Genomic DNA, 24,647 nt, shown 5'->3' on the forward strand with positions numbered 1-24,647 from the left:
GGAGGGCTGCTGCCGCGCCACGCTTCGACAGTTCGCGCCAGGTGGGACCGATATCGCCAGCCGGGGACTACGCCCAGGCGGGATCACGGCCGGTCAGGCCGAGGATACGGTCCAAGGTGGGTGCGTCGGCCGGCATCGCGACCTCCGGTCCGTACATGCCCATCTTCCGCCCCTGCTCCACGCCGACGAACACCGTGTCGTGCAGATGCGCCAGCAGGTCGGCGGGCAGTTCCAGCCGCTGCCCGGTCGCGACCGCCAGGTCCCAGCCGTGCATGGCCAGCTCGCCGACGATCATGTCGCCCAAGACTGGCGCGGGCAGCTTCTGCGGCGTGCCCATGCTCGTCTCGCCCTGCCAGGCGCTCGGCGGCGCCCACGACGACGTGATGTCGTCCAGCAGGGCGAGCAGGCGGCCGCGCCAGTCGCCGGCCGCCAGGTCCACATCGGACTCGGCGGCCGCCGGCTGCGGAACGGACTCCTTGCGGCCACCGCCGGCGAGCGACGGGCCCCAGAACAGGAGGTGGTTGACCAGTGCCCGCACGTCGTACTCCGTGCACGGAGTCTTGTTGGCGAGCTGGTCGTCGGTGATGGTGCGGGCGACTGCGGCCATGGCCTCGGCAGCATTGGATAGATGTGACATGGCAGCGACCCTAGGCGGCGCGGGCCGGAGGGGTATTGAACAAACGCGACATACACTCTGCTGTGTGGAGCGGGACGTTCGCGAACTGCGGAGTGCGTGGGCCAGCTATCAGCGCCACGCGTTCCACAGCCTGTCGCAGGCGCTCGCGCCATGTTGTGGAGCGGTACGGGGAGGTTCGCTGGGACTACGACGAGCCCTACCGGCGGAAGATCGTGCCCTACCCGAACGTGCAGCTGTCTTTCGGCGGCGGCCACGCGGACGTCCACGGCGTGCGCAGTGGCTACCGGATCCAGGCTCTCGAGGGCCGCGGCCACGTCTTCGGCGTCGCGTTCCGGCCGGGCTGCTTCCGCCTGTTCCTCGATGCCGCCGTCTCGACGATCACCGACTGCGTTGTCCCGGCGACCGAGGTGTTCGGCCCGGACCTTGCCCCTGCCGATAACCCCATCCACCCTGGTGGGAGGGTGTGTGCGAGATGCGGCGTGTCCGGGTACGGGCGGCGCCTTGGCCTGCACGGTGGTGCCAGGGAATGATGATCAACTGTGCTGCTTCGACTGTACTTGTTGTTTAAGTGCGCCACGAGCGCAGAGAGTGAGGTTGATGTAGATAAGCCCACTTGATGCGGTGCTGTGCAGATGATGAAGGTTTTGTGGCCCTTCGGCGTCGCCCTCGGGGGGAGGCGTCAAACCACCTCAAGCTGCGTTGGCTGAAGACCGTCGTGGTGAGCGTTGAGGAAAAGGCGTCCATGAGGCGTCAGGTGGGGATCGGAAAGGCGAGCGAGAGCGAACCGCTGACGACGTGTCGAAACAAGCAACTGACATCAAAACCGGAGCGGTTAAATGGCGCCGGGATGAGCCTGGCGGGAGCCCGTCTATTGGCCAGGTGGTGTCCGGCATGGAGGCGGCGCGAGTCCGGTCTGCGGCTTCTGCATGGAACGTGGGAAGGCGAGTGCCGATACGGCCGTCTGGGCCTCGAATGGCTCAGGCGGCGAGAGGGAGTGCGCCGGGCGGCGGAAACCGTGAGGCGTTGAGTACCGATGCGGCACGCGCTGGCGGACCGGCCCGTAGTAGTGATGAAGCCCTGGTAATCGGGGTGGAGCGAAGGGGCCGGCTCATTGGTGATCTGTTCGCGCGAACAACCGGATTTACTCCGGGAGGAAGCGGGTGAGCATGTCAGGTCTGGCGGACAAGCCGTTCGCTATTTCGAAGCTGCTGGTGTGGGAGGCATACGAGAGAGTCAAGGCCAATAAGGGTGCGGCCGGAGTGGACGGGTGCTCGATCGAGGACTTCGAGAAGGATCTGCGGGGGAACCTGTACAAGATCTGGAACCGGATGTCCTGGGCACGTACTTTCCTCCTCCGGTGAAGGAGGTCGAGATCCCAAAGCCCGGGGGAACGAGAATCCTCGGGGTGCCGACGGTGGCCGATCGAATAGCTCAGACGGTGGTCGCTCTGACGCTGGAGCCCAGGACGGAGTCGATCTTTCACGACGACTCCTACGGGTGGCCCTCTACCAGGCACTGAACGCCGGCTGGGCCGAGCCGTCCCGGCTGCGGAGCCTGCTCGCCTCGCTGCCCGTGCCGCGTGCGGTCGACGGCCGGATCGTGCTGGCCGTGGACGTCTCCACCTGGTTGCGCCCCGACGCCGAGACCAGCCCCGACCGGCTGTTCTGCCACGTCTACGGACGTGGCCGCGGCAAGGACCAGTTCATCCCTGGCTGGCCCTACTCCTTCGTCGCCGCCCTGGAGTCCGGCCGCACCTCCTGGTGCCGACTGCTGGACGCGGCCCGGCTGGGCCCGGCCGACGACGCCGCAGCCGTCACCGCCGCCCAACTACGCGACGTTGTCACGGGATTGATCACGGCGGGACACTGGATCGAGGGCGACCCCGAACTGCTGGTCGTCGCCGACGCCGGCTACGACCTGGCCCGTCTGGCCTTCCTGCTCGCCGACCTACCCGTGGAGGTATGCGGCAGGCTCCCCTCGGACCGCGTCCTGGCCCGTGACCCCGCCCCGCACAACGCGGCACCCCGGCCGGGCCGCCCCCGCATGCACGGGGCCCCGTTCGCCCTCGCCAGGCCCACCACCTGGGGGGACCCGCAGACCGAGACCCGAACCGACACCACCCGCTACGGCACCGCGACCGCCCAGGCATGGGACCGGCTCCACCCCCGGCTTACCCGCCGCTCGGCCTGGATCACCGACCAGAACGTCGAACTTCCCGTTCTGCACGGCCTCGTGGTCCGCCTGCACGTCGAGCACCTGCCCGGCGGACGGGATCCCGACCCGGTGTGGCTGTGGTCCTCCCGAACCGGAGCCGGCCCCTCCCACGTCGACCAACTGTGGCGGGCCTACCTGCGCAGATTCGACCTGGAGCACACCTTCCGCCTGATGAAGCAGACACTCGGCTGGACCGTGCCCAAGCTCCGTGACCCGACCAGCGCGGACCTGTGGACGATGCTGATCATCGCCGCACACACCCAACTGTGGCTCGCCCGACCAGCCGCACAGGACCTGCGTCGCCCATGGGAACGCCCGCTACCTCCACACAAGTTGACGCCCGCCAGGGTCCGGCGAGGGTTTCGCAACATCCGCGCGAAGACAGCCCGTCCCGCGGCAGCGCCAAAACCCTCCCGCCCCGGCCCAGGACGCCCCCGCGGATCGAGCAACCGTACGAGAGCACCCCGCCACACACCGGGGAAAACCGCCAAACGCGCCGAGTCACTCGACGAGCACTACGGCCGCCGACGATAAAGATCAAGCTGTGTGGGTGTCGATAATTCGTCCGTGCAGGTCAGCAGCCTGCGGGCCGGTGACCTGGGTGCTGAACTGCCCCCGCCCTCCCCGGGGCTCTCAGCAACCCTCCGCCGCTTGTAGGAACCGAACAATCCGCACCAGAATCACGTGATCATGGTCCCCAGAAAAATAGCCTCTGACCTGCGGCTTTTCTAGAGTCATGGTCCCCAAGTGGTCCCCAGCTACTGACGCGTCATCAGACGGGCATGATTCCCAGAAACGAGAAGAGGCCCGCCGACCTGGCCAAATGCCAGTCAGCGGGCCTCTCTGCACCGTCGGGACGACAGGATTTGAACCTGCGACCCCTTGACCCCCAGTCAAGTGCGCTACCAAGCTGCGCCACGTCCCGGTGCTTGGCCGGTCCCGGGGGGTGGTTCCCGGGGGGCCGTGCATGAGAACAATACCTCACATCGGGGGGTGTTCGCTCGCACCCTGGGGGGTGGGGGGCTACGCCTCGTGGTCGAGGGGTGACGGGGGTGGGGTGGGGGTGGTGGTGGGTGGGGTGGGGGTGGGCTTGGGGGGTTTGGGGGTGGACTGGCGGCGGGCGTCCTCCGCGCTGTTCTGGGCGCCCAGGCTGCCGAAGTAGAAGCCGGAGACGGTGGCCAGGACGGTCATCAGGGAGGTCACGATGGTCTTGCGGAGGTCGCCGGAGTCGGGGCCCGAGGAGAGCATCGCGACCGCGAGGGCGAAGCCGACCAGGGCCAGGATGAGCAGGGCGATGATGCTCCGGGTCAGGCCGCGGACACCGCGGGGCTCGCGCAGGTCGCGCAGGAAGTCGCGGACCTCGCGGTCGGTGGCCGCGCTGTCGATCAGGTGGTCGGTGAGCTGGCGGCGCCAGGCGGTGGCGCGGCGGACGTCCATGATCAGCGGGACCACGGCGATCCCGGCGACGACCACGACGACCACCGCGATCAGGATGAGGGCCGAGCCGCCTTTCAGGCCGCTGATCGGCTCCGCGGCGGTGGCCGCCGTCGACGTGAGCGCGGTCACGCCCGGTGAGTACGTCATTGCAGTGTCCCCCCAGTCTTTCCGGGCGGGCAGGATCCCAGCGGGCCGGCGGGATGGTCAAGTCCCGTACGGGGTGGGGGGATTCGTCCCTGCCAGGCGGGGCGGGGGCGGGGCGCGGGTCAATTCGGTGACCGCTACACCTGGCGGCGGACCCGTGACCTCAGCAGAATCGGTGCTGCGGATCAGCCGGACCGGACAGGCCCGGCGCGCGCCTTCGCGGATCCGGGAACTGAGGAGCAGCAGAGATGCACGAGGCGGAGCCGTCCGCGGCCGTTCCGTACTACGAGGACGTCGCCCCCAGCGCGGGAGCGCTCCCGCCGCGTGCCTGGTGGGCGGTGTCCGACGCCCGGCGGGTGGGGCTCGGCGGGGCGTGGCGGTTCCGGCTGTCGGCGACCGCGGAGGCGGAGGACGACTCCTTCGCCCGGCCGGGTTACGACGCCGCCCGCTGGGACGTGCTCCCGGTGCCCTCGCACTGGCCGCTCCAGGGGCACGGGCGGCCGGCGTACACCAATGTCCGCTACCCCTTCCCGGTCGATCCGCCGCATGTGCCGACCGAGAATCCGACCGGGGACCACCTGCGGATGTTCGACCTGCCGGACGACTGGCCCGGTGGCGCCGCGGTGCTGCGCTTCGACGGGGTGGACTCCTGCGCCCGGGTGTGGCTGAACGGGACCGAGCTGGGGACCTTCAAGGGCAGCAGGCTGCCGGTGGAGTTCGAGGTCGGCGAGCTGTTGCAGCCGCGCGGGAACGTGCTGGCGGTGCGGGTGCACCAGTGGTCCTCGGGCAGCTACCTGGAGGACCAGGACATGTGGTGGCTGCCCGGGATCTTCCGGGAGGTCACGCTGATCGAGCGGCCGGAGGGCGCGGTCACCGACTTCTTCGTGCACTGCGGGTACGACCACACCACCGGCAGCGGCACCCTGCGCGTGGACTGCGAGCCCGGTGGCACCGTCACCGTGCCGGAGCTGGGCCTGGACATCCCGACCGGCGAGGCGGTGACCGTCGCCGTGGAGCCGTGGTCGGCGGAGCTGCCGCGGCTGTACGACGCGGAGCTGGCGACCGAGGGAGAGCGCATTCCGCTGCGGATCGGTTTCCGTACGGTGGCCGTCGAGGACGGGGTCCTCAAGGTCAACGGGCGCCGGATCGCCTTCCGCGGGGTGAACCGGCACGAGTTCGACCCGGACCACGGGCGCGCCCTGGACCAGGAGACGATGCGTGACGACCTGCTGCTGATGAAGCGGCACAACATCAACGCCGTGCGCACCAGCCACTATCCGCCGCATCCGGCGTTCCTCGACCTGTGCGACGAGCTGGGCGTGTGGGTGATCGACGAGTGCGACCTGGAGACGCACGGCTTCCAGGAGGTCGGCTGGCGCGGCAATCCGGTGGCCGACGAGCGCTGGACGCCGGCGCTGCTCGACCGGGCGGCCCGGATGGTGGAGCGCGACAAGAACCATCCGTCGGTGGTGATGTGGTCGCTGGGCAACGAGTGCGGCACCGGCGCGGGGCTGTCCGCGATGGCGTCCTGGATCCGCGACCGCGATCCGGCCCGCCCGATCCACTACGAGGGCGATCTCAGCTGCGCGGACACCGACGTCTACTCGCGGATGTACGCCGACCACGCCGAGTCCGAGCTGATCGGGCGCCGCACCGAACCGGCACTGGTCGACGCGGAGTTGGACAAGCGCCGGCGCGACATGCCGTTCCTGCTCTGCGAGTACGCGCACGCGATGGGCAACGGGCCCGGCGGGCTTGCCGAATACCAGCGGATCTTCGAGACGTACGAACGCTGCCAGGGCGGTTTCGTCTGGGAGTGGATCGACCACGGGCTGCGCCGGCGGACGGTGGACGGGACCGCGTACTTCGCCTACGGCGGCGACTTCGGTGAGGAGCTGCACGACGGGAACTTCGTCTGCGACGGGTTGCTGTTCCCGGACCGTACGCCGTCGCCGGGGCTGGTCGAGTACAAGAAGGTGATCGAGCCGGTGCGGATCGAGGGCGACCCGGAGCGCGGGGTGGTGACGGTCACCAACCGGCACGACTTCGCCGACCTTTCCGGGCTGGCCTTCAGCTGGTCCTACGAGGTGGACGGCATCGCCGGCGACGGCGGGCGTTTCACGGTGCCGCCGACCGGCCCCGGGGAGAGCGCTCTCCTGGAGCTGCCGCGGACGCCCTGCCCCCCCGGCGGGCACGGGAGCGAAGGTGACGCCGCCCCGGGCCGCGACGGCGACCAGGACGGCACCGGCACCGGCACCGGCGACGTACCCGAGTACGGCGAGGCCCGCTGGACCGTACGCGCGGTGCTGGCCGAGGACACCGCGTGGGCGCCGGCCGGCCACGAGGTGGCCTGGTCCCAGTTCGCTGCGACGCCGGGGAAACCCGCCGCGAAGCCCGCTGAGGCACCCGCCCCGACACCCGCTCAGGCGCCCCCGACACCCGCCCCAGCCGGCCGCACCGGCGGCCCGCACTCCCCCCGGCTGGCCGAGGGCGGCATGATCATCCTCGGCCCCGGCACCTTCGACGCCGCCACCGGCGCCCTGCGCTACCTCGGCGCCGCCCAGGTGCACGCGCCGCGCCTCGACGTGTGGCGGGCGGCGACCGACAACGACCGCGGCATGCCCTGGCACACCGACAGCCAACTCGACCGCCAGTGGCGGGAGTCGGGCCTGCACCGGATGCAGCACCGGGTGGTGCGGGTCGAGGTGGGCGGCGACACGCTGTCCGTCACCACCCGGGTCGCCCCGGCCGCCGCCGGCCACGCCCTGCGGACGGTCAGCACCTGGAGCGCGACCGGCGGCCGGCTGCGGCTGGACGTCGCGGTCACGCCCGAGGGCGACTGGCGGGTGCCGCTCCCCCGGCTCGGCGTACGGCTGGGGCTGTGCCCCACCCTGGACGCCGTCGAGTGGTACGGCGGCGGCCCCGGCGAGGCGTACCCCGACAGCCGGAGCGCCGCCAGGATGGGGCGGTGGCACGCATCGGTGGACGAGATGCAGACCCCGTACGTGCGGCCGCAGGAGAACGGCGCCAGGTCCGATGTGCGGTGGGCCGAACTGCGCAGGGCCGACGGCTCGGGCGTGCGGATCGAGGGCGAACCGGCCTTCTGGCTGACCGCCCGGCCGTGGAGCACCGAGGCGCTGGACGCGGCGGAGCACACGTACGACCTGGAGCGTTCCGGCACGTTGTGGGTGCACGTGGACCACGCGCTGCACGGGCTGGGCAGCGGGTCCTGCGGCCCCGAGGTGCTGCCGGGCTTCCGCCTGGACGCCGCGCCAGCCGCTTTCTCCCTCACCCTGGTCCCGCTGGAGGCCACCGGGCAGTTCCCACCGGCCGACCTGGAGCAGCAGTGAGCGTCTCGGTCCGCCCCTGCCGGCCGGCCGACCTGCCGGCGCTCCACGAGATCTGCCTGCGGACCGGGGCCGCCGGCGGCGACGCGAGCGCGGACTATCCCGAGGAGGACCGCGACCTGCTCGGGACGATCTTCGCCGCGCCCTACGCCGTCCTGGAGCCGGAGTCGACCTTCGTGTTGGACGCCGGGCACGGGCACGCGGTCGGGTACGTGCTGGGTGCGGCGGACACGGCCGGCTTCGTCCGGCGCTTCCGCGAGGAATGGCTGCCCACCGTCGCCGCCCGCTGGCCGGCGCCGGGCGGCGAACCGGTCACACCCACGGAGGTGATGGCCTGGCTGCTGCACACCCCGGAGCGGATGGTGCTGCCCGCGCTGGCCGGCTACCCGGCGCATCTGCACATCGACGTGCTGCCCGAGTATCAGGGCGCGGGCCACGGGCGGGCGCTGATGAACACCTTCCTCGGCTCACTGGCCGCCCGCGGGGTGCCGGCCGTCCACCTGGGAATGCTCACCGAGAACGCCGCCGCCCGGGCCTTCTACGACCGGCTCGGCTTCCACGAGATCGCGGTGCCGGACCCGGGTGCGCTGACGTATCTGGGCCGGGCCACCTCGTAGCGGTCGTGGCGGCCCGGCGTGCGGATACGTGTGCCGGGCCGCTCTTCGCCACATGTGCCGAGGCGCGCACCGGCAGGTGTCTGGCGCGGGGGCGCCCCTGGCCGGTGCGCGCGGCACGTACGTGTGCCGACGTGGCAGAGGCGGCCGGTGGCTACTCGGGGCGGGCTGCCTCGTAGTCGCCGGCGGTGTCGGCCGTGTCGGCGGGGGCGGCCGGAGCCGCCAGGGCGGCCGGAGCCGCCGGGGCGGCCGGGTGGTCGGTGCCGGGTGGGCGCTCCGGGTGCACCGGCCAGCCGCCCGCCGGGACGACGGCGACCTCGCGCCACCACCAGTCGTCCCGCTGCGGGTCGGCGGGCTCGAAGGGCGCGCCGACCCGAGGGGTGGCGATCTTCGCGCCGGTCGTCCGGGAGGCGGCCACCGTGCCCTCGGCGGGGTCGGCCCAGGCGTGCTGGGCGAGGTTGAAGGTGCCCCAGTGGATGGGCAGCATCACGCCGTGCGGGGTGCCGCCGGACAGGTCGGTGTGCGCCTGCATGCCCTCGGCCGGCGTCATGTGGATGTCGGGCCAGAATTCGCTGTAGGCGCCGACCTGGATCATCGTGGCGTCGAAGGGGCCGTGTTCGGCGCCGATGTCGCCGAAGCCGGGGAAGTAGCCGGTGTCACCGCTGTGGAAGATCCGGTGGGTGCCGTCGGTGACCGCCCAGGACGCCCACAGGGTCTGCTGGCGGCCGCGCAGGCCGCGCCCGCAGAAGTGCCGGGCCGGGGTGGCGGTCAGGCGCAGGCCGGCGATCCCGGTGGACTCGTTCCAGTCCAGCTCGTGCAGCCGGGCCGCGGGGACACCCCAGTGCTCCAGGTGCGCGCCGACCCCCAGCGGCACCGCGAAGACGACGTCGCTGTGGACGAGTTGGGCGATGGTCGGCATGTCGAGGTGGTCGTAGTGGTCGTGCGAGATGACCACCACGTCGAGGCCGGTCAGCGAGCCCAGCGGGACCGGCGCCGGGTGGACGCGCTTGGGGCCGACGAAGGAGAACGGCGAGCAGCGATCGCCCCAGACGGGGTCGAAGAGCACCCGGCGGCCGCCGATCTCGGCCAGCACGGTGGAGTGTCCCATCCAGGTCAGCCGGAGCCCGGAGGCGGGCGGTACGGCGAGGTCGGCGAGGGTGGTGGGGTGCACCGGGACCGGCCTGGCCGGCTTCCTGGTGACCCGGGCCTCCTTGCGGAGGGTCGCGGGCAGCGACTTGAACATCTCGCGGCTCGGGCCCTGGTGGGCGGCGACCGGGTTCACGAACACGCCGTCCGCGTAGTTCGGTGACCGCAGGATACGTTCGAGACGCGCGCCGGCGGGGTCGGCCCCGAAGGGGGCGGGGCGCGCCTTCACGAGGCGGGACGGCTGTCGGCCGGCGCCGGTCACGTTTCCTCCAGGCAGGGACTCTTCTGATCGGCGGAAGATCCGCCTGTTCCATTATGCGGGCCTGGACGGATCTTCCCCGGGGTGGTGGAGGGGCTTGCGGGGCCGGTGGTCGCGCGGGCGGTTGCCGCCCGCGGGGCGCCGGGCGGCATCGGGCGCGTCCGGGCGCCGTGGATCCGGGCGCCCCGGGGTGCGCGGTCTCGGGCAGGAAGGAGAGAGCCCGCCCGGGAGGCCGGGCGGGCGGTGGGGTCAGCCGCTCTTGCGGCGGAATTCGCGGGCGCCGCCGGCGCGGCCGTGGGCGCCGTGGATCTTGGACTGGTCGGGTCCGGTGCCGGTGGCGCCGGCCCCGCGGCGGGCGCCTTGCTTGCGTTCGAGCGCCTCGCGGAACTTCCGCTTCACCTCGTCCTCGTCCTCGTCCTCGGCGGGGGCCGCGACTTCGGGCTCCTCGGTGGAAGGTTCGGCGGCCGCGGGGGCCGCAGCGGCCTGCTGCTGTTGGTCGGTCATGCCATCAAGAGTCGCACGCCGCAGCCCCGCGGCCCACCCGATATCGCCGGCGTGGGTGGCGCGTGTACGGTTCCGGTCACGCCCTCGGAGGAGGATCAGACCCATGACCTGGCTGTTGTACGGCGCTTCCGGCTACACCGGCCGCCTGATCGCCCGCCGCGCCGTCGCTCTTGGTATGCGCCCTGTGCTGGCGGGCCGCAGCGCGGCGAAGGTGGTACCGCTGGCGGCCGAACTGGGCCTGGAGCATCGGGTGTTCGGCCTGCAGGAGGCCGGCGCGATACGCCGCGGCCTGAAGGGTGTGGAGAGCGTGGCGCACTGCGCGGGGCCTTTCGCGCGTACCGCGTTGCCGATGGCGACGGCCTGCCTGGAGACGGGGACCGGCTATCTGGACATCACCGGGGAGATCGACGTCTTCGAGTCGCTGCACGCGCTGGGCGCCCGGGCGGCGTCGGCCGGAGTGACGCTGCTGCCCGGCGCGGGATTCGACGTGGTGCCCACGGACTGCGTGGCCGCGCTGCTCGCGGCCCGGCTGCCGGACGCCACCCAGCTGGACCTGGCCTTCCTCACCGGCGGTGGCGCGAGCCCGGGCACGGTGCGTACCGCGGTGGAGAGCGCGGCGGACGGCGGGCGGATCCGTTCCGGCGGGGAGATCCGTGTCGTGCCGTTCGGGTCGCGGCAGGTGCGGGCGGCTTTCCCCTCGGGGGCGCGGATGGTGGTGTCGGTGCCGTGGGGCGACGTGAGTACGGCGTACCACTCGACGGGAATCCCGGACATCACCGCCTACACGGCGGTGCCGGCGGCCGCGCTGGCGGCGACCCGGGTGCTGCGGCTCGGCCCGCTGCGGGGGGCGGTCGGCGGGGCGGTGGGGCGGCTGGTGCGCGGTCCCGGCGAGCGGTCGCTGAACGGCTCCGGGTGCGAGGTGTGGGGGCGGGCCAGGGACGCGGCGGGCAACACGGTGTCGGCGACGCTCACCGGACCCAACCCGTACCGGCTGACAGTGGACTCGGTGCTGCGGATCGTCGGGCGGCTGCCGGAGCTGCCGGCCGGCTTCCAGACTCCGTCGCGGGCGCTGGGCGCGGACTTCGCGGGCACCCTGGACGGGGTGACCGTCACCATGGCCGCGCTGCGGTGAGCCCGCTGGTCCCGGTGGTGGCCGGACGGCGGCCGAGCGGCACGAGATTACCGCTGCGGCCGCCGTCCTTCCCTTCCCCGGTGATGGTTGGTCTGTGGGTGGGCGGGCCGGCTCAGGGCTTGCGGCCGACACCGCCGTAGATGCCGATGTTGCGCAGCTCGTCGGGCCCGGGTTCCGTCCCGTGCGGGTGCCACAGCGGCACCCGGACCAGGCCGGGCTCCAGCAGCTCGAAGCCGTCGAAGAAGGCCAGGACCTCGTCGTGGGGCCGCAGGCTCAGGCTCGCGGTGGCCTTGCCGTAGACGGAGACGGCCTCGCCGACCTGCTGGGCGTGGAAGTCGGCGGTGCCGTGCGAGAGCACCAGGTGGCTGCCGGACGGCACGGCGTCCCGCAGCAGCGCGACGGTGCCCGCCGGGTCCTCGTCGTCGCTGACGAAGTGCAGGACGGAGACGAGCAGGACGGCGACCGGCTCGGCTAAGTCGATCAGCGTGGTGACCGCCGGGTGGTCCAGGATGGCCTGCGGGTCGCGCAGGTCCACCAGCCCGAAGGCGGTGTTGCCCGCGCGCAGCAGCCTGGCCCCCGCGTGGGCGGCCACGATCGGGTCGTTGTCGATGTACGCGACGCGGGCGTCGGGGTTCACCGACTGGGCGATCTGGTGGGTGTTCGGCGACGTGGGGATGCCGGTGCCGATGTCGATGAACTGGCTGATCCCGAGGCCCGCCAGGTACGCGACGGTGCGGCGCAGGAACTCGCGGTTGGCCAGGGCGCTGTCCACGATCTCTGGCGAGGCCTTGATGATCTGCTGGGCGGCCTCGCGGTCGACCAGGTAGTTGTCCTTGCCGCCGAGGTAGTAGTCGTACATCCGGGCCGGGTGCGCCCGGCTGGTGTTGATCTCCCCGACTGGGTATCCCTGTTCGGTCAACACCGTCCTCCGGTTTCTTCTCGCCGCGCGACGCGTGGTGCGCGGCGCCGTGCTGCCTGGTGGTCTGGCGGGGTGGTGCGTGGTCGTGCCCGTGGTGCGGCGATGCCGAGGTGCGGTGATCAGTGCTTGATGCCGACGCCGCCGTAGAAGCCGACGTGGGCCAGTTCCTGGTCCGAGGGCACCGGACCGTCCGGGCGCCACAGCGGCGTTTGGACCAGGCCGGGTTCGACCAGTTCGAAGCCGTCGAAGAAGCTCAGCACCTGCTCGTGGGACCGCAGGGTCAAGGTGGCGGTGGCCCCCTTGTCCCGGTAGACGTCACGGGCTTCGCCCGCGTCGCCGTCGAGCCGGTGGAAGTCGCCGGTGGTGTGGCTGAGGATCAGGTGACTGCCGGCGGGCAGCGCGTCCCGATACGCGGCGACCAGCCCCGCCGGGTCCTCGTCGTCCTTGATGAAGTGCAGGATGGCCACCAGCATCAGCCCGACCGGCCGGCCGAAGTCGATCAGCTCACCGATGGTCGGGTGCTTCAGGATGCTCTCCGGGTCGCGCAGGTCGCCGAGGAAGAACCCGGTGTTCCCCGCGCCCAGCATGTGCGCCCCGGCGTACGTCGCCACGATCGGGTCGTTGTCCACGTACGCGACGCGGACGTCGGGTGACACCTGCTGCGCCACCTGGTGGGTGTTCGGCGAGGTGGGGATGCCGGTGCCGATGTCGATGATCTGCCGGATACCGCTCTCCGCCATGAACCGCACGGCCCGGTGCATGAAGCGGCGGTTGCCCTGCGCCATGGAGACGATGTCCGGGAAGAGGTCGATCACCCGCTGGGCGGCCTCCCGGTCCACCTCGTAGTTGTCCCTGCCGCCCAGGTAGTAGTCGTACATCCGGGCCGGATGCGGCCTGCTGGTGTCTATCTGCTCGGCGGTAAATCCCTGGTCGGTCAAGGCCGTCCTCCGTTCCTTCGCTGCCTGCGCCAGCTCGTGCGCGGTGCATGGTGCGTGGTGCGTGGTGGATGCATGGGTGGTGCGCGGGTGGTGCCGGGAAGAAGCGGTGCGTCCTACGTGGGTCGTGCCGTCGCGCTGTGGTGCGGATCAGCCGAGCAGGAAGTCCGCTTCGCCGGCCTTGGCGCCCAGGATGAAAGTCGTGATCTCGTGATTGCTGTAGATCAGGGCCGGGCCGTCGGGGTCGGTGGACTGGCGCAGCGCCACCCTGCCGTCGTTGAGTCTCTTCGCCTCGACGCAGGAGCCCCCGTTGCCGCCGCTCCACGGTTTCCGCCAGCCCTCGACACCGAGTTGGTTGGCGGGCATTCCGTTGTAGATACCGTCGTATATGTCCTCGTACCCGCATATGCCGTCATTGCCGACGCGATCCATCGTTCAGATCTCCTTGCGCATGCCATCGAGGATGGCTTTGGTGCTCTGTGCTGGCGCGGCCTGCGCGCACATCCGGTCCAGCGCCTCCAGGAACGCCGACACGTCGTCGCGTTCGTCGAAGTAGACGCCGCCCACCAGGCTTTCCGCGTAGGCGATGTCCGGGATCTCCTGGAGCTGGAAACGGAAGATGTGGAACGGGCCGTACATGGCCGGGTGCGGCCCGGCCGCGAACGGCATGATCTGCAGCCGGACGTTGGGCAGTTCGGTGGCCTCCATCAGGCGGTCCAACTGCTCGCGCATGACGCGCAGTCCACCGATCGGGCGGCGCAGCACCGTCTCGTCCATCACGACCCACAACAGCGGCGGCGCCTCCTCCCGGGTGACCAGGGCCTGGCGTTCTGTCCGCAGCGTGACGAGCCGGTCGATCTCCGGGGCCGCCGCGTGCGGCAAGCCCGCGCGCAGGGTGGCCCGGGCGTAGGCCGGGGTCTGGAGTAGGCCGGGGACGTAGGCCGGTTCGTAGGCGCGGATGACCGCGGCCTCTCCTTCGAGGCTGACGAAGGCGCTGAACCAGTCGGGGAGGACGTCGCGGAAGCTGTGCCACCAGCCGGGCCTGTTGGCCTCCCGGGCGAGGGCGAGAAAGCCGCTGATCTCCTCGGGTGAGGTGATTCCGTACGTGATGAGCAGTTTCTCGACATACGGGATCTTCAGCCCGACTTCGGCCTTTTCCATCCGTCGGACGGTTGCGTGCGTGACGTCCAGCGCCCGGCCGGCTTCCTCCAGGCTGATTCCGGCCTGCTCCCGCAGATCCTGAAGGCGCTTGCCGAGCACCATGCGCAGGACGGTCGGGGCTCCTCCCGGCCGGGGGTCCATCACGTGGCTCATCCTCCAACTTCCTTGGCTGAGAAGCAGTCTGTCATGTTGTCAGCGCGCGCGACAGCATGTAGCAGCGATTCTGTAAATTACAGAACGGACCTTGCCATGTGTCCTGCGCGAGCCTCATAGTTACGGAGTGGTTCCTTCACCTGACGCCCTCCGGCGCGAGCGCCGCGACGGTGTCGGCGACCTCGGCCGCCGTGACGTGTTCCGGCTGCCCGCGTTGAGCGCGTCCGTGGCGGACGCCCGCGGGCGGATACGTGCGCGATTGCGGGAATGGGGCGCCGGCGCGGAACTGCGCGATGACGCGAGTCTGGTGGTGACCGAACTGTTCACCAACGCCGTACGGCACACGGAAAGCGAGAAGATCACCTGTGTGCTGTACGACCGCGGCAGTGTCGTGCGGGTCGAAGTGACCGATCAGGGCCGGGGAACGGGCGTGCCGGCGCCCGGGCTCGCCGGCGCCGATGAGGAGGGCGGGCGAGGGCTGCTGCTGGTCAGCGTGCTCTCGCTGGCATGGGGGTCGGACCCGGCGGAGGACGGTACGGGCAGGGTGGTGTGGGCCGAACTGGCCGCGCACCGCCTGGGCCGCTGACCGGACCGCCTCCGCCGGGCCCGATGGCTACCGCCCGGGGGCCGTTGGGCGACGTACGCCCGGCGGCCCCGGTGAGCGACGGCAGCCGGGGCGGACCCGCACCGGGGAGTGCCCGGAAAGCCCCGGCTGCCGCGCGGTGTTCGGATACGTCCTAGCGCAGCGGCAGCAGGTCGGGGCGCTTGGGCTCGACGTGGTCGCCGGAGGACTCGCCGCGCAGCCGGCGGCCGATCCATGGCACCAGATGCTCGCGCGCCCAGTGGATGTTGTCCCTGCGCACCTCGGACGGCAGCCGCGGGCCCTGCGGCGGCCACGACTGGTCGGGGTCGGCGGGCACGTCGAGGCCGAGTACCTGCCCGGCGCGCAGCGCGACCCGGGTGTGGCCCTCGGCCGACAGGTGCAGCCGGTCCTCGCTCCAGGCCCTGCGGTCCTGGACGGAACGCAGCGACCACAGGTCGAGAACCGGACATCCGTGGCGGTCGGCGATGGAGCGCACATGCGCGGTGTAGGTGGCGATCTTGCCCCGCAGATGCCGCAGCACCGGCACTCCGCGGGTGTCGAAACCGGTGCAGACCAGGACCGTGCCGACCGAGCGGGTCAGATCGGCGACGGCGGCCTCGAAACGCTCCGCGACCGCGTCGGGGTCGCTGCCCGGGCGCAGGATGTCGTTGCCGCCGGCGCAGAAGCTGACCAGGTCGGGGGCCAGTTCGATGGCCCGCGGCACCTGTTCGGCCACGATCTGGTCGAGCAGCCGGCCGCGCACCGCGAGGTTGGCGTAGCGGAAGGTGTGCTCCTCGCGCCGGTCGGCGAGCAGGACGGCCAGCCGGTCGGCCCAGCCGACGTACGACCCGTCGGGGCCGATGTCGCCGACGCCTTCGGTGAAGCTGTCCCCCACCGCGGTGTACGACCCGATCACGCCATCGTCGATTCCCCGGTGTCCCTGGTGTCCCTGCGAATCGTCAGCCACGTCGGAACATTTTTCTCCTTTCCTTGTGACCTACGCGACCGTAAGGAGGGGTTGACGCGACGTGATTCATCCCACCAGGTCAAAGTCGGCGCAGATGGAATACCGCCGCGTCCAGGTCGCCGGCCAGCGTGGTGCGCAGACCGCGCTCGGCCAGCACCGCGCCGCGCTGGACGACACCGGTGGTCACATCGCGGTAGGACGCCTCCCGTTCGAGGCCGCGCAGCCGCAGCGGCGGCACCGGGTCGCCGAAGTCCTGCGCGGGCAGCCAGGCCAGCACGACGGTGTCGGGGCCGTGCACGTACTGGACGGCGCTGAGCCCGTCGCCGCCCGGCGGGCGCAGCCGGTAGAGGTCGCCGAGCTGTACGACGGGGCGGACCGTCTTGTACAGCGCCACCCAACTCGCGGCCTCCGCCCGCTCCTCGGCGCTGCGGTCCAGCAAGTCGCCCCCGATGCCGAGCACGCCGGCCATGGCGCTGACGAACCGGAACCGCAGCGAGCTGCGGCGGTGGTTGAGCATCCGGCCCGGGCTGTCGGCGACCCAGGTGGCCATCACCGCGGCCGGGTGCAGCTGGCTGAAGCCGTGCTGGATCCGCAGCCGGTCGAGCGGATCGGTGTTGTCCGAGGTCGACACCTGCTCGGTGCGGGCCAGGATGCCCAGGTCGACCCGGCCGCCGCCACCGGAGCAGGATTCGAAGGCCACACCGGGGTGCGCGGCCCGCAACCGGTCGACCAGCTCGTACAGGCCCTCGACGTGGCCGCTCCACGACTGTTCCGGACAGCGCTCTCCCGCGCTCCCCGGGCCGCCGGAGCAGCCGTCGAAGTCCCAGGTGACGTGGTCGACCGGGGCGCTGTGCAGCAGTGCGTCCAGCTGCTCGGCGAGGTGGTCGCGTACGTCGGTGCGCGCCAGGTCGAGCACCAGCCGGTGGCCGTACCCGGTGCCGTGGGGGCCGTTGTGGCCTTTGACCCAGTCCGGGTGGGCGCGGTGCAGGTCGCCGTCGGGGTCGACCGTCTCCGGCGCGACCCGGACGCCGAGCCGCATGCCGAGCGCGTGCACCTCGTCGGCAAGCGGTTTCAGGCCGTTCGGGAAGCGATCGGGGTCGGGGGTCACGTCGCCGACGGCCGCCCGGCCGGTCAGCCGGTCGCCGGGCCCGGCGTCGTCCAGCACGAAGAGCTCCACGCCCATCGCGGCGGCCCGGCGGGCCAGTTCCCGCTGCCGCCGCTCGCCGGCCGCGAAGCCGGCCGCGTCCCGGGAGTCGTAACGCACCGGGCGCGGCCGCCGCGCGCCGGGCACGACGTGGGCCAGCTGGTAGGCGTGCCAGGCCCGGCTGGCGGCGCCGAAGCCGCCGTCGGTCCACAGGCCGGCGAAGACCGGGCTGGTGTAGGAAGCGCCGGGGTCCAGCGTCACCGGTCCCGCGTCGTCGTGGCCGGCGCCGCCGGTGACCTGCACCCGGCCGTCCGGCAGGCCCGCGACGGTGATCCGCCAGGAGCCGGACCAGGCGAGCGCCCCCGTCCACACCTCGCCGTGCTCCTCCCCCGCGTCGCCGGCGTCCAGCGCGAACCACGGCAGGTGCTGGTGGCCCGTATGGCCGCGGCGGCTGCCGATCACCCGTTCGCCGGGCGTCAGCGGGGCGCGCACCAGGCGGCTCTCCGCGCCCCAGCGGCCGTGCAGCTGGGACATCCGCCAGCGGTCGCGGTACGGCGGCGTCCAGGTGGCCGCGTCGGCCCGCAGCAGCTCCGGCGGGTCGCGGTGGCCGCCAGGGACGTGCGTGGCGGTGGTCCAGCGCTCGATGACGTCGCAGCCGGGGCGCAGGCGGTAGTGCAGGGTGAGGTCGAGATGGTGCAGCGAGTCGTGGAAGTGCAGCCGCAGCTCGTCCCCGGCCTGGCCGGCCGCGGTCTCGGACTCCTCGAAGCACCACTCGGCGCCGCGCGCCCCGCCGGACCGTACCGACAGCGCGGGGCGGGCGGAGCGCGGGCCGCCCTCGACCGGGTACTCCTCGTGGCCGTCAAGCGCGGACGCGTAGGGCCGCTCGGCGGGCAGCGGGTCGGCGGCCAGCGCCTCGGCGTCCCGGAGCGCTATCCGTCGCCCCCAGTGCAGGTGCAGCAGCTCGTCGCGCTCCGGGACGTGCAGGGCGTAGCTGCCGGCCGGCCCGGAGAGCAGCCAGAGCCGGCCGGACCGGCCCGTTTCGATCATCGGTACGCCCCCTGTCCCGATCGGGTCCGGACATCATCGGCCCCGCCCCCGCGGAGGGGCAATGGTTGCACCCCCAGGAGTGGTCCAACGGACACATACCAGCCGGTACGCGCCATCCCGGCTGCCGTATCGTCGGATGTGCCCCAGCATGAGCGGTGAGCGACCTATGGAGGAGCACAGGTGACGCAGGAAGTGCGGCAGTCCACCCCGACCGGGCCGGGCCCGGAGCCCGACCTGGCCGGTGTACGCAATTTCCGTGACGTCGGAGGTCTGCCGACCACCGACGGCCGCCGGGTCCGGCACGGGGTGCTGTTCCGCAGCGGCCACCTCGCGCACGCCACCGCGAAGGACGCCGACTTCCTCGAAGGGCTCGGCCTGAACACGATCTTCGACTTCCGCAATCCCGACGACGTCGCGCTGGAGGGCCAGGACGTCGCGCTGCGGGGCACCCGCAACCTGAGCATGCCGCTCAACGACCCGGCAGACAACGCCGGATTCTGGCAGACCGTCAGGGACGGCGACGTGCCGTCGCTGCAGGCGGTGCTCGGCGAGGGCCGCGGCGAGGCCCGGATGGTCGCCGCCTACCGCAAGCTCATCCTGGAGCGCACCGAGGAGCACTCCCGGATGCTGGACCTGCTCAGCGCGTCGGACGGCCCCGCCGTTCCGGCGCTGCTGCACTGCGCGGCGGGCAAGGACCGCGCCGGGACGTCGATCGCGATCATCCTGCTGGCGCTGGGCGTGCAGCGGTCGGCGATCGAGGCGGACTACCTGGAGTCCAACGCCAGGCACCGCCGCTACAAGGTGGTGCGGGGCGACGGCAGCACGGGCACCGCCATCGACCCGCAGGTGAGCGAGCTGCTCAGCCCGCTGTTCGAGGCCCGGGTGGAGTATCTGCGGGCCGCCTTCGACACCATCGAGGAGCGCTGGGGCTCCGTCGACCGCTACCTCGCGGAAGGCCTCGGCCTGACCCCGGAGCGCCGGGCCGCGCTCCGTGAGCGGCTGCTGACGCCCGCCTGAGCCGGCCCGCCGGCGCCGGCGCGCCCCACCGCGAGCGGGGGGCGCGCCACGGCCTAGCGGTTCGCTACCGCCTGCTTGACCAGGGTCTTGCCGAAGTCCCACATCAGCCCGCCACCGCCGTGCGCGTCGTCCATCACCTCGGTGAAGGCCGCCACGAAGCGGTCGACGTCGGCCTCGTTCACCACCAGCGGCGGGATCAGCTTGATGATCTCGACGTGGTCGCCGGAGACCTGGGTGAGGATGCGGTGCCGCTGCAGCAGCGGCACCACCACCATCTGGGCGAACAGGCCCTTGCGGGCGGTCTGCAGCATCGTCCAGCGGCTGCGCAGGCCGAGCGACTTGGGCCGGCCGAACTCGACGGCGATCATCAGGCCGCGGCCGCGGACCTCCTTGAGCAGCTCGTAGCGGTCGGTGAGCGCGGCCAGCCGGGTGCGCAGCAGGTCGCCCATCAGGCGGGAGTTCTCGACCAGTTGCTCGTCCTCGACCACCGCGAGGGTGGCCAGGCCCGCGGTCATCGCCTGCGCGTTGGAGCCGAAGCTCGCCGAGTGCACCAGCACCCGGTCCATCGAGGAGTAGACCTTCTTGAAGATCCAGTCCCGGCCGAGGGTGGCGCCGACCGGGACGTAGCCGCCGGAGAGCGTCTTCGCGACCGTCACCAGGTCGGGCTCGACGCCCTCCTCGTGCTGGTAGGCGTAGAAGGCGCCGGTGCGGCCGATGCCGGTCTGCACCTCGTCGGCGATCAGCAGCGCGTTGTGGCGGCGCAGCAGCTCCTGGGCGGCGCGCAGGTAGCCGGGCGGCGGGATGTAGACGCCGTGGCCCTGGATCGGCTCGATGATCATGGCGGCCACGTCGCCGCGCTTGAGCTCCCTGGCGAGCGCGTCGAGGTCGCCGATCTCGATGGCGGTGTCCGGCAGCAGCGGGGCGAAGCCGTCCTGGAAGCCCGCCTCGCCGTTGACCGACAGCGAGCCGGTGGTCAGGCCGTGGAAGGAGTGCTTGCAGTACAGCACACGCGGCTTGCCGGTGGCGTAGCGGGCGAACTTCAGTGCCGTCTCGACGGCTTCCGTGCCGCTGTTGCCGAAGAACACCCGGTCCAGGTGCGGTGTGTGGCTCAGCAGCCGCTCGGCGAGCAGGCCGGGCAGCGGCTGGCAGTCGAAGCGGGTGAGGTCGGCGAGCCCGGCGTCCAGCACGTCGTGCAGGGCCTTGCGGACCACCGGGTGGTGCCGGCCGAGGCCCATCACGCCGAAGCCGGCCAGCATGTCGAGGTAGTCGTTGCCGTCGGCGTCCCAGAAGTGGGCGCCCTCGGCGCGCTCGTAGACCTTGTCGAAGCCGATGGTGCGCAGCATGCGCGGCAGTTGGTGGTTGAGGTACTTGCCGTGCAGGTCGTAGCGCTCGCCGCCGCGCTCGGCCAGCAGCGTCGCCAGGTCGAAGCCCTTGGGCTGCCCGGCGGGCGCGCCCGGGGCCCCGGGTTCGCCCGCCGCAGGTCCGCCGGCGGCGGGCTCCGCACCGATCGGCTGCCTACCGGCCGGTTCAGACGATGTCATCGCTCAGCTGCTCCTTGCGTACGTGGGTGCTGCTCCCGGCAGTATGCGGCGCGGGGATCGCCGGGGCGGCCGCGGGGTCGGCGGCAGGTCCCGCGGTCCTGGCGTTGATACGCAGCAGGGCCGCGGCGACGCCGCCGGCGATCTCGGCGGGGGTCAGGCCGAGGTCGGCGAGCAGTTCGCCGCGCTTGGCGTGGGCCAGGAACTGCTGCGGGATGCCGAAGTCGCGCACCGGCACGTCCACGCCCGCGTCCCGCAGCGCCTGCGCGACGGCGGAACCGACGCCGCCGACCCGCCCGTTGTCCTCCACCACGGCCACCATGCGGTGCCTGGAGGCCAGTCCGGGCAGCGCGGGGTCGACCGGCTTGACCCAGCGCGGGTCCACCACGGTCACCCCGATCCGGCGCCCGGCGAGCAGTTCGGCGGCCGAGCGGCCGCAGCCGGCCAGCGCGCCGACGGCGACCAGCAGGACGTCCTCGGCCTGGCCCTCGGCGGGGCGGTGCAGGACGTCCATGCCGCCGACCCGGCCGATCGCGGGCAGCGCCTCGCCCGCGGTCTCCTTGGGGAAGCGGATGACGGTGGGGGCGTCCTCGACCGCGACGGCCTCTCGCAGCTGGGCGCGCAGCTGGTCGGCGTCACGCGGGGCGGCGATCCGCAGGCCCGGGACGACCTGCAGGATCGACATGTCCCACATGCCGTTGTGCGAGGCGCCGTCGACACCGGTCACCCCGGCGCGGTCCAGCACGAAGGTGACGCCGCACTTGTGCAGCGCGACGTCCATCAGCACCTGGTCGAAGGCCCGGTTCAGGAAGGTCGCGTAGACCGCGACGACCGGGTGCAGTCCGCCGGTGGCCAGGCCCGCGGCGGAGGTGGCGGCGTGCTGCTCGGCGATGCCGACGTCGAAGACCCGCTGCGGGTAGGCGCGGGCGAAGGCCTCCAGGCCCACCGGCTGGAGCATGGCGGCGGTGATGGCGACCACGTCGGGCCGCTCGGCCCCGATCGCGAGCATCTCCTTGCCGAAGACCGAGGTCCACGACGGCCCGCCGGAGGGGGCGAGCGGCAGGCAGGTGGCCGGGTCCATGGCGCCGACGGAGTGGAAGCGGTCGGCCTCGTCCTGCTCGGCGGCCGGGTAGCCGCGGCCCTTCTCGGTCAGGCAGTGCACCAGCACGGGGCCGTGGAAGCGGCGGGCGCGGCGCAGCGCGGACTCCATCGCCGTGACGTCGTGGCCGTCGATGGGGCCGAGGTACTTCAGGCCCAGGTCCTCGAACATGCCCTGCGGTGCGAAGGCGTCCTTGAAGCCCTTCTTGGCGCCGTGCAGCGACTCGTAGAGCGGCTGGCCGATCACCGGGGTCTGCTGGAGCAGTTGCTTGCCCCAGGACAGGAAGCGCTCGTAGCCGTCGGTGGTGCGCAGGGTGGCGAGGTGGTTGGCGAGGCCGCCGATGGTCGGTGCGTAGGAGCGTTCGTTGTCGTTGACGACGATGATCAGCGGCCGGTCCCTGGCGGCGGCGATGTTGTTCAGCGCCTCCCAGGCCATGCCGCCGGTGAGGGCGCCGTCGCCGATGACGGCGACGACATGGTCGCCGCGGCCCTGGACCTCGTTGGCCTTGGCCAGGCCGTCGGCCCAGCCCAGCACGGTCGAGGCGTGGCTGTTCTCGATCACGTCGTGCTCGGACTCGGCGCGCGAGGGGTAGCCGGACAGGCCGCCCTTGCTGCGGAGCTTGGAGAAGTCCTGGCGGCCGGTCAGCAGCTTGTGCACGTAGCTCTGGTGGCCGGTGTCCCACAGGATCCGGTCGGCGGGCGAGTCGAAGACGCGGTGCAGGGCGATGGTCAGTTCCACCACGCCCAGGTTGGGGCCCAGGTGGCCGCCGGTCCTGGCCACCGCCTGGACCAGGAAGTGGCGGATGTCGGCGGCCAGCTCGTCCAGCCGGCCGTGGGGCAGCGCCTTCAGGTCACGCGGGCCCTTGATGTTCTCCAGCATCGACATGTACAGACCTCGTTCCTGCCGGGATTGCTCTGGGCCGCCGACCGCTCGCCGGCCGGCGGCAGTGCGGGTACGAGCCACCGGCCGCTTGCCCCGGCCGGTGGCTCGTACCCGTTCTCACCGTGAGGTCACTTCGCGCGGTTGGACGCGACGGTCTCCCTGGCGGCGCGGATGGACTCCTTGAGCGAACCCATGGTCGCCAGGACCGCGGTGGGCTCGTAGCCGCAGTGGGCCATGCAGTTGTCGCAGCGGTCGTCCTTGCCGCGGCCGTACTTGTCCCAGTCGGTCTTGTCGATCAGCTCCTGATACGTGGGGACGTAGCCGTCCGCCATCAGGTAGCAGGGGCGCTGCCAGCCGAAGAGCGAGTAGTTGGGGATCGCCCAGGCGGTGCAGGGGAAGTCGGCCTTGCCCTCCAGGAAGTCCAGGAAGAGCGGGCTGTGGTTGAGCCGCCACTTGCGCCGGTTGCCGCCCTCGAAGGCCTTCTTGAACAGCTCCCTCGTCTGGGTGACGCCCAGGAAGTGGTCCTGGTCGGGGGCCTTCTCGTAGGCGTACGCGGGCGACAGCATCATCTCCTCCACCTTGAGATCGTCATTGAGGTAGTTCATGACCTCGATGATCGTCTGCGGGGTGTCGGTGTTGAAGAAGGTCGAGTTGGTGGTCACCCGGAATCCGCGGCGCTGCGCTTCCTTGATCGCCGCGACGGCCTCGTCGAAGGTGCCTTCCTTGGCCACCGATTCGTCGTGCCGCTCCCGCATGCCGTCAATATGCACGGTGAAGGCGAAGTAGGGCGACGGGGTGAATTTTTCGATCTTCTTGCGCAGCAGCAGGGCATTGGTGCAGAGGAAGACGAACTTCTTCTTCGCCACCAGCTGGCGGACGATCTCGTCGATCTGCGGGTGCATGAGCGGCTCGCCGCCGGCGATCGACACCATGGGCGCCCCGGACTCGAGCACCGCCCCGACGGCCTGCGCAACCGGCATGCGCTGCTTGAGCACCCCGGCGGGGTGTTGGATCTTGCCGCAGCCCTCACAGGCGAGGTTGCACGCGAAGAGAGGTTCCAGTTCGACGATGAGCGGGAACTTTTCGCGCCGCCGGACCATTTTCTGTTCGAAGAGGTACGACGCGATACGGACGGTCTGACGAAGCGGCATAGCCATCTAGCTCACCTCCGGGGGAGCAGCGGTAGTGCGGTGCCAATCGAGAAAGGCGGGTACAAGATCTCTGAGCACCCGGAATGCGATGATCCCGGTGCGAAGCGTTCCGACGCGCACGAGTTCGTATTCGGGCGTGTCGACGACAACGCGGGCCGCGGCGATGTGCTGCGCTCCTTCTGCGAGCGCGGCACGCCGCATGGCGGCCGATTCCATGTCGACGGCGATGGCACCGGTCGCCGCCAGTGCGGCGCGTTCCGCACCGCGTACGACATGGTCGGACTCCGCGAGAGGGCCGGTGTGCACGGTGTGCCCGGCGGCCTTGAGCGCGGCGGCGAGCGCCGTGCCGTCGTTCCCCTCGTCGGAGACCACGACGTCACCTGGCCGCATGCCGGGGGCAAGGCCCGCGCAGAAGCCGGTGGTGACGACGGCCGCCCCGCTCAGCGCCGGGTCGTGCAGCGCCGTGCGGACGGCCTCTTCCGCGGCGGTGGGCCCCATGCCGGTACGCAGCACGGTGACCTGGTGTGCGACGCCCCTGGCCGCCCCCCTGCGCAGCGCGAAACGCTCGATGCGCAGGGCGCACACCACCAGCAGCGGTGGTCGGGTATGACCCACGA

At 71.8% G+C, this 24,647-nt stretch carries 21 protein-coding genes, 1 tRNA gene and 1 pseudogene; 8 read left to right on the plus strand and 15 right to left on the minus strand.

Annotation, left to right across the window (positions count from 1 at the left end; translation table 11 throughout):
• Window positions 1–67 precede the first annotated feature (67 nt).
• On the minus strand, window positions 68–637 hold the full coding sequence (locus OG702_RS07080) for a TIGR03086 family metal-binding protein (protein ID WP_327287999.1): 570 nt from the start codon (window positions 635–637) through the stop codon (window positions 68–70).
• Window positions 638–792: 155 nt separating this feature from the next.
• On the opposite strand from OG702_RS07080, the gene OG702_RS07085 reads away from it, so the two are divergent.
• The 3 genes and pseudogenes from OG702_RS07085 to OG702_RS07095 form a co-directional block, all read left to right on the plus strand.
• The gene (locus tag OG702_RS07085; protein ID WP_327288000.1) at window positions 793–1,167 is read left to right on the plus strand and encodes a DUF6597 domain-containing transcriptional factor; all 375 of its coding nucleotides are present in this window, start codon (window positions 793–795) and stop codon (window positions 1,165–1,167) included.
• A 630-nt stretch (window positions 1,168–1,797) separates the two neighbouring features.
• Entirely contained in the window at window positions 1,798–1,998 is a 201-nt protein-coding gene (locus OG702_RS07090) for a hypothetical protein (RefSeq protein ID WP_327288001.1), read from the plus strand.
• Window positions 1,999–2,137: 139 nt separating this feature from the next.
• Window positions 2,138–3,385: pseudogene (locus tag OG702_RS07095) on the plus strand (NF041680 family putative transposase); the annotation flags it as partial.
• Window positions 3,386–3,702: 317 nt separating this feature from the next.
• Here OG702_RS07095 and OG702_RS07100 read toward each other — a convergent pair.
• Both OG702_RS07100 and OG702_RS07105 read right to left on the minus strand, forming a co-directional pair.
• Window positions 3,703–3,776, minus strand: a tRNA-Pro gene (locus OG702_RS07100).
• Between the two features lie 98 nt (window positions 3,777–3,874).
• Window positions 3,875–4,435, minus strand: coding sequence for a hypothetical protein (locus OG702_RS07105; protein ID WP_327288002.1), 561 nt, complete (start codon window positions 4,433–4,435; stop codon window positions 3,875–3,877).
• A 245-nt stretch (window positions 4,436–4,680) separates the two neighbouring features.
• Between OG702_RS07105 and OG702_RS07110 the strand changes: the two genes are divergently transcribed.
• Window positions 4,681–7,782, plus strand: coding sequence for a glycoside hydrolase family 2 TIM barrel-domain containing protein (locus OG702_RS07110; protein WP_327288003.1), 3,102 nt, complete (start codon window positions 4,681–4,683; stop codon window positions 7,780–7,782).
• On the plus strand, window positions 7,779–8,396 hold the full coding sequence (locus OG702_RS07115) for a GNAT family N-acetyltransferase (protein WP_327288004.1): 618 nt from the start codon (window positions 7,779–7,781) through the stop codon (window positions 8,394–8,396). Before OG702_RS07110 ends, OG702_RS07115 begins: the two co-directional genes overlap by 4 nt.
• A 151-nt stretch (window positions 8,397–8,547) precedes the next feature.
• Here OG702_RS07115 and OG702_RS07120 read toward each other — a convergent pair whose 3' ends face one another.
• Both OG702_RS07120 and OG702_RS07125 read right to left on the minus strand, forming a co-directional pair.
• The gene (locus tag OG702_RS07120) at window positions 8,548–9,801 is read right to left on the minus strand and encodes an MBL fold metallo-hydrolase (RefSeq protein WP_327288005.1); all 1,254 of its coding nucleotides are present in this window, start codon (window positions 9,799–9,801) and stop codon (window positions 8,548–8,550) included.
• A gap of 246 nt (window positions 9,802–10,047) precedes the next feature.
• A complete protein-coding gene (locus OG702_RS07125) occupies window positions 10,048–10,302 on the minus strand; it encodes a DUF5302 domain-containing protein (protein WP_327288007.1) in 255 nt (84 codons plus the stop codon).
• A 103-nt stretch (window positions 10,303–10,405) separates the two neighbouring features.
• Here OG702_RS07125 and OG702_RS07130 point away from each other — a divergent pair, with 103 nt between their 5' ends.
• Window positions 10,406–11,434: a saccharopine dehydrogenase family protein gene (locus OG702_RS07130; RefSeq protein ID WP_327288008.1), complete on the plus strand. Its 1,029-nt coding sequence runs from the start codon at window positions 10,406–10,408 to the stop codon at window positions 11,432–11,434.
• 112 nt (window positions 11,435–11,546) lie between these two features.
• On the opposite strand, the gene OG702_RS07135 is transcribed toward OG702_RS07130, so the two are convergent.
• From OG702_RS07135 to OG702_RS07150, 4 genes are all read right to left on the minus strand, one after another.
• Window positions 11,547–12,353 (minus strand): SAM-dependent methyltransferase, encoded by an 807-nt coding sequence (locus OG702_RS07135; protein WP_327288009.1) that lies wholly within the window; start codon window positions 12,351–12,353, stop codon window positions 11,547–11,549.
• 119 nt (window positions 12,354–12,472) lie between these two features.
• Window positions 12,473–13,291: an SAM-dependent methyltransferase gene (locus OG702_RS07140; RefSeq protein ID WP_327288010.1), complete on the minus strand. Its 819-nt coding sequence runs from the start codon at window positions 13,289–13,291 to the stop codon at window positions 12,473–12,475.
• A gap of 147 nt (window positions 13,292–13,438) precedes the next feature.
• Window positions 13,439–13,720 carry a DUF397 domain-containing protein gene (locus OG702_RS07145; RefSeq protein ID WP_073502553.1) on the minus strand — a complete coding sequence of 94 codons (282 nt, stop codon included), beginning with the start codon at window positions 13,718–13,720 and terminating at the stop codon, window positions 13,439–13,441.
• A gap of 3 nt (window positions 13,721–13,723) precedes the next feature.
• Window positions 13,724–14,551: a helix-turn-helix domain-containing protein gene (locus OG702_RS07150; RefSeq protein ID WP_327293112.1), complete on the minus strand. Its 828-nt coding sequence runs from the start codon at window positions 14,549–14,551 to the stop codon at window positions 13,724–13,726.
• Window positions 14,552–14,729: 178 nt separating this feature from the next.
• On the opposite strand from OG702_RS07150, the gene OG702_RS07155 reads away from it, so the two are divergent.
• Window positions 14,730–15,188 (plus strand): ATP-binding protein, encoded by a 459-nt coding sequence (locus OG702_RS07155; RefSeq protein WP_327288012.1) that lies wholly within the window; start codon window positions 14,730–14,732, stop codon window positions 15,186–15,188.
• A 151-nt stretch (window positions 15,189–15,339) separates the two neighbouring features.
• Here the strand turns inward: OG702_RS07155 and OG702_RS07160 are convergent, their stop codons facing one another.
• Window positions 15,340–16,152, minus strand: coding sequence for an SGNH/GDSL hydrolase family protein (locus tag OG702_RS07160; RefSeq protein WP_327288013.1), 813 nt, complete (start codon window positions 16,150–16,152; stop codon window positions 15,340–15,342).
• 79 nt (window positions 16,153–16,231) lie between these two features.
• A complete protein-coding gene (locus OG702_RS07165; protein WP_327288014.1) occupies window positions 16,232–18,343 on the minus strand; it encodes an alpha-galactosidase in 2,112 nt (703 codons plus the stop codon).
• Window positions 18,344–18,523: 180 nt separating this feature from the next.
• Between OG702_RS07165 and OG702_RS07170 the strand changes: the two genes are divergently transcribed.
• Complete coding sequence (locus OG702_RS07170) at window positions 18,524–19,360, plus strand: tyrosine-protein phosphatase (RefSeq protein ID WP_327288015.1); 837 nt, start codon at window positions 18,524–18,526, stop codon at window positions 19,358–19,360.
• A gap of 53 nt (window positions 19,361–19,413) precedes the next feature.
• Here the strand turns inward: OG702_RS07170 and OG702_RS07175 are convergent, their stop codons facing one another.
• The 4 genes from OG702_RS07175 to OG702_RS07190 all read right to left on the minus strand — a co-directional run bounded on the left by OG702_RS07175 (window position 19,414) and on the right by OG702_RS07190 (window position 24,645).
• Window positions 19,414–20,901 carry an aspartate aminotransferase family protein gene (locus OG702_RS07175; RefSeq protein ID WP_327288016.1) on the minus strand — a complete coding sequence of 496 codons (1,488 nt, stop codon included), beginning with the start codon at window positions 20,899–20,901 and terminating at the stop codon, window positions 19,414–19,416.
• Window positions 20,888–22,882, minus strand: a complete 1,995-nt coding sequence (gene dxs / locus OG702_RS07180; protein WP_327288017.1) for a 1-deoxy-D-xylulose-5-phosphate synthase — start codon at window positions 22,880–22,882, stop codon at window positions 20,888–20,890. The genes OG702_RS07175 and dxs overlap by 14 nt, the downstream gene beginning before the upstream one ends.
• A gap of 125 nt (window positions 22,883–23,007) precedes the next feature.
• The gene (gene hpnH, locus OG702_RS07185) at window positions 23,008–24,036 is read right to left on the minus strand and encodes an adenosyl-hopene transferase HpnH (protein ID WP_327288018.1); all 1,029 of its coding nucleotides are present in this window, start codon (window positions 24,034–24,036) and stop codon (window positions 23,008–23,010) included.
• Window positions 24,037–24,645 (minus strand): phosphorylase family protein, encoded by a 609-nt coding sequence (locus OG702_RS07190; RefSeq protein WP_327288019.1) that lies wholly within the window; start codon window positions 24,643–24,645, stop codon window positions 24,037–24,039.
• Window positions 24,646–24,647: the final 2 nt, after the last annotated feature.

The organism is Streptomyces sp. NBC_01198 (assembly GCF_036010485.1).
GTDB lineage: Bacteria > Actinomycetota > Actinomycetes > Streptomycetales > Streptomycetaceae > Actinacidiphila.

Coding starts and splice junctions, on each gene's coding strand:
- OG702_RS07080 (WP_327287999.1), bottom strand. CDS start 637: ATGTCACATCTATCCAATGCTGCCGAGGCCATGGCCGCAGTCGCCCGC.
- OG702_RS07105 (WP_327288002.1), bottom strand. CDS start 4,435: ATGACGTACTCACCGGGCGTGACCGCGCTCACGTCGACGGCGGCCACC.
- OG702_RS07110 (WP_327288003.1), top strand. CDS start 4,681: ATGCACGAGGCGGAGCCGTCCGCGGCCGTTCCGTACTACGAGGACGTC.
- OG702_RS07125 (WP_327288007.1), bottom strand. CDS start 10,302: ATGACCGACCAACAGCAGCAGGCCGCTGCGGCCCCCGCGGCCGCCGAA.
- OG702_RS07130 (WP_327288008.1), top strand. CDS start 10,406: ATGACCTGGCTGTTGTACGGCGCTTCCGGCTACACCGGCCGCCTGATC.
- OG702_RS07145 (WP_073502553.1), bottom strand. CDS start 13,720: ATGGATCGCGTCGGCAATGACGGCATATGCGGGTACGAGGACATATAC.
- OG702_RS07150 (WP_327293112.1), bottom strand. CDS start 14,551: ATGGTGCTCGGCAAGCGCCTTCAGGATCTGCGGGAGCAGGCCGGAATC.
- OG702_RS07165 (WP_327288014.1), bottom strand. CDS start 18,343: ATGATCGAAACGGGCCGGTCCGGCCGGCTCTGGCTGCTCTCCGGGCCG.
- OG702_RS07175 (WP_327288016.1), bottom strand. CDS start 20,901: ATGACATCGTCTGAACCGGCCGGTAGGCAGCCGATCGGTGCGGAGCCC.
- dxs (WP_327288017.1), bottom strand. CDS start 22,882: ATGTCGATGCTGGAGAACATCAAGGGCCCGCGTGACCTGAAGGCGCTG.
- hpnH (WP_327288018.1), bottom strand. CDS start 24,036: ATGGCTATGCCGCTTCGTCAGACCGTCCGTATCGCGTCGTACCTCTTC.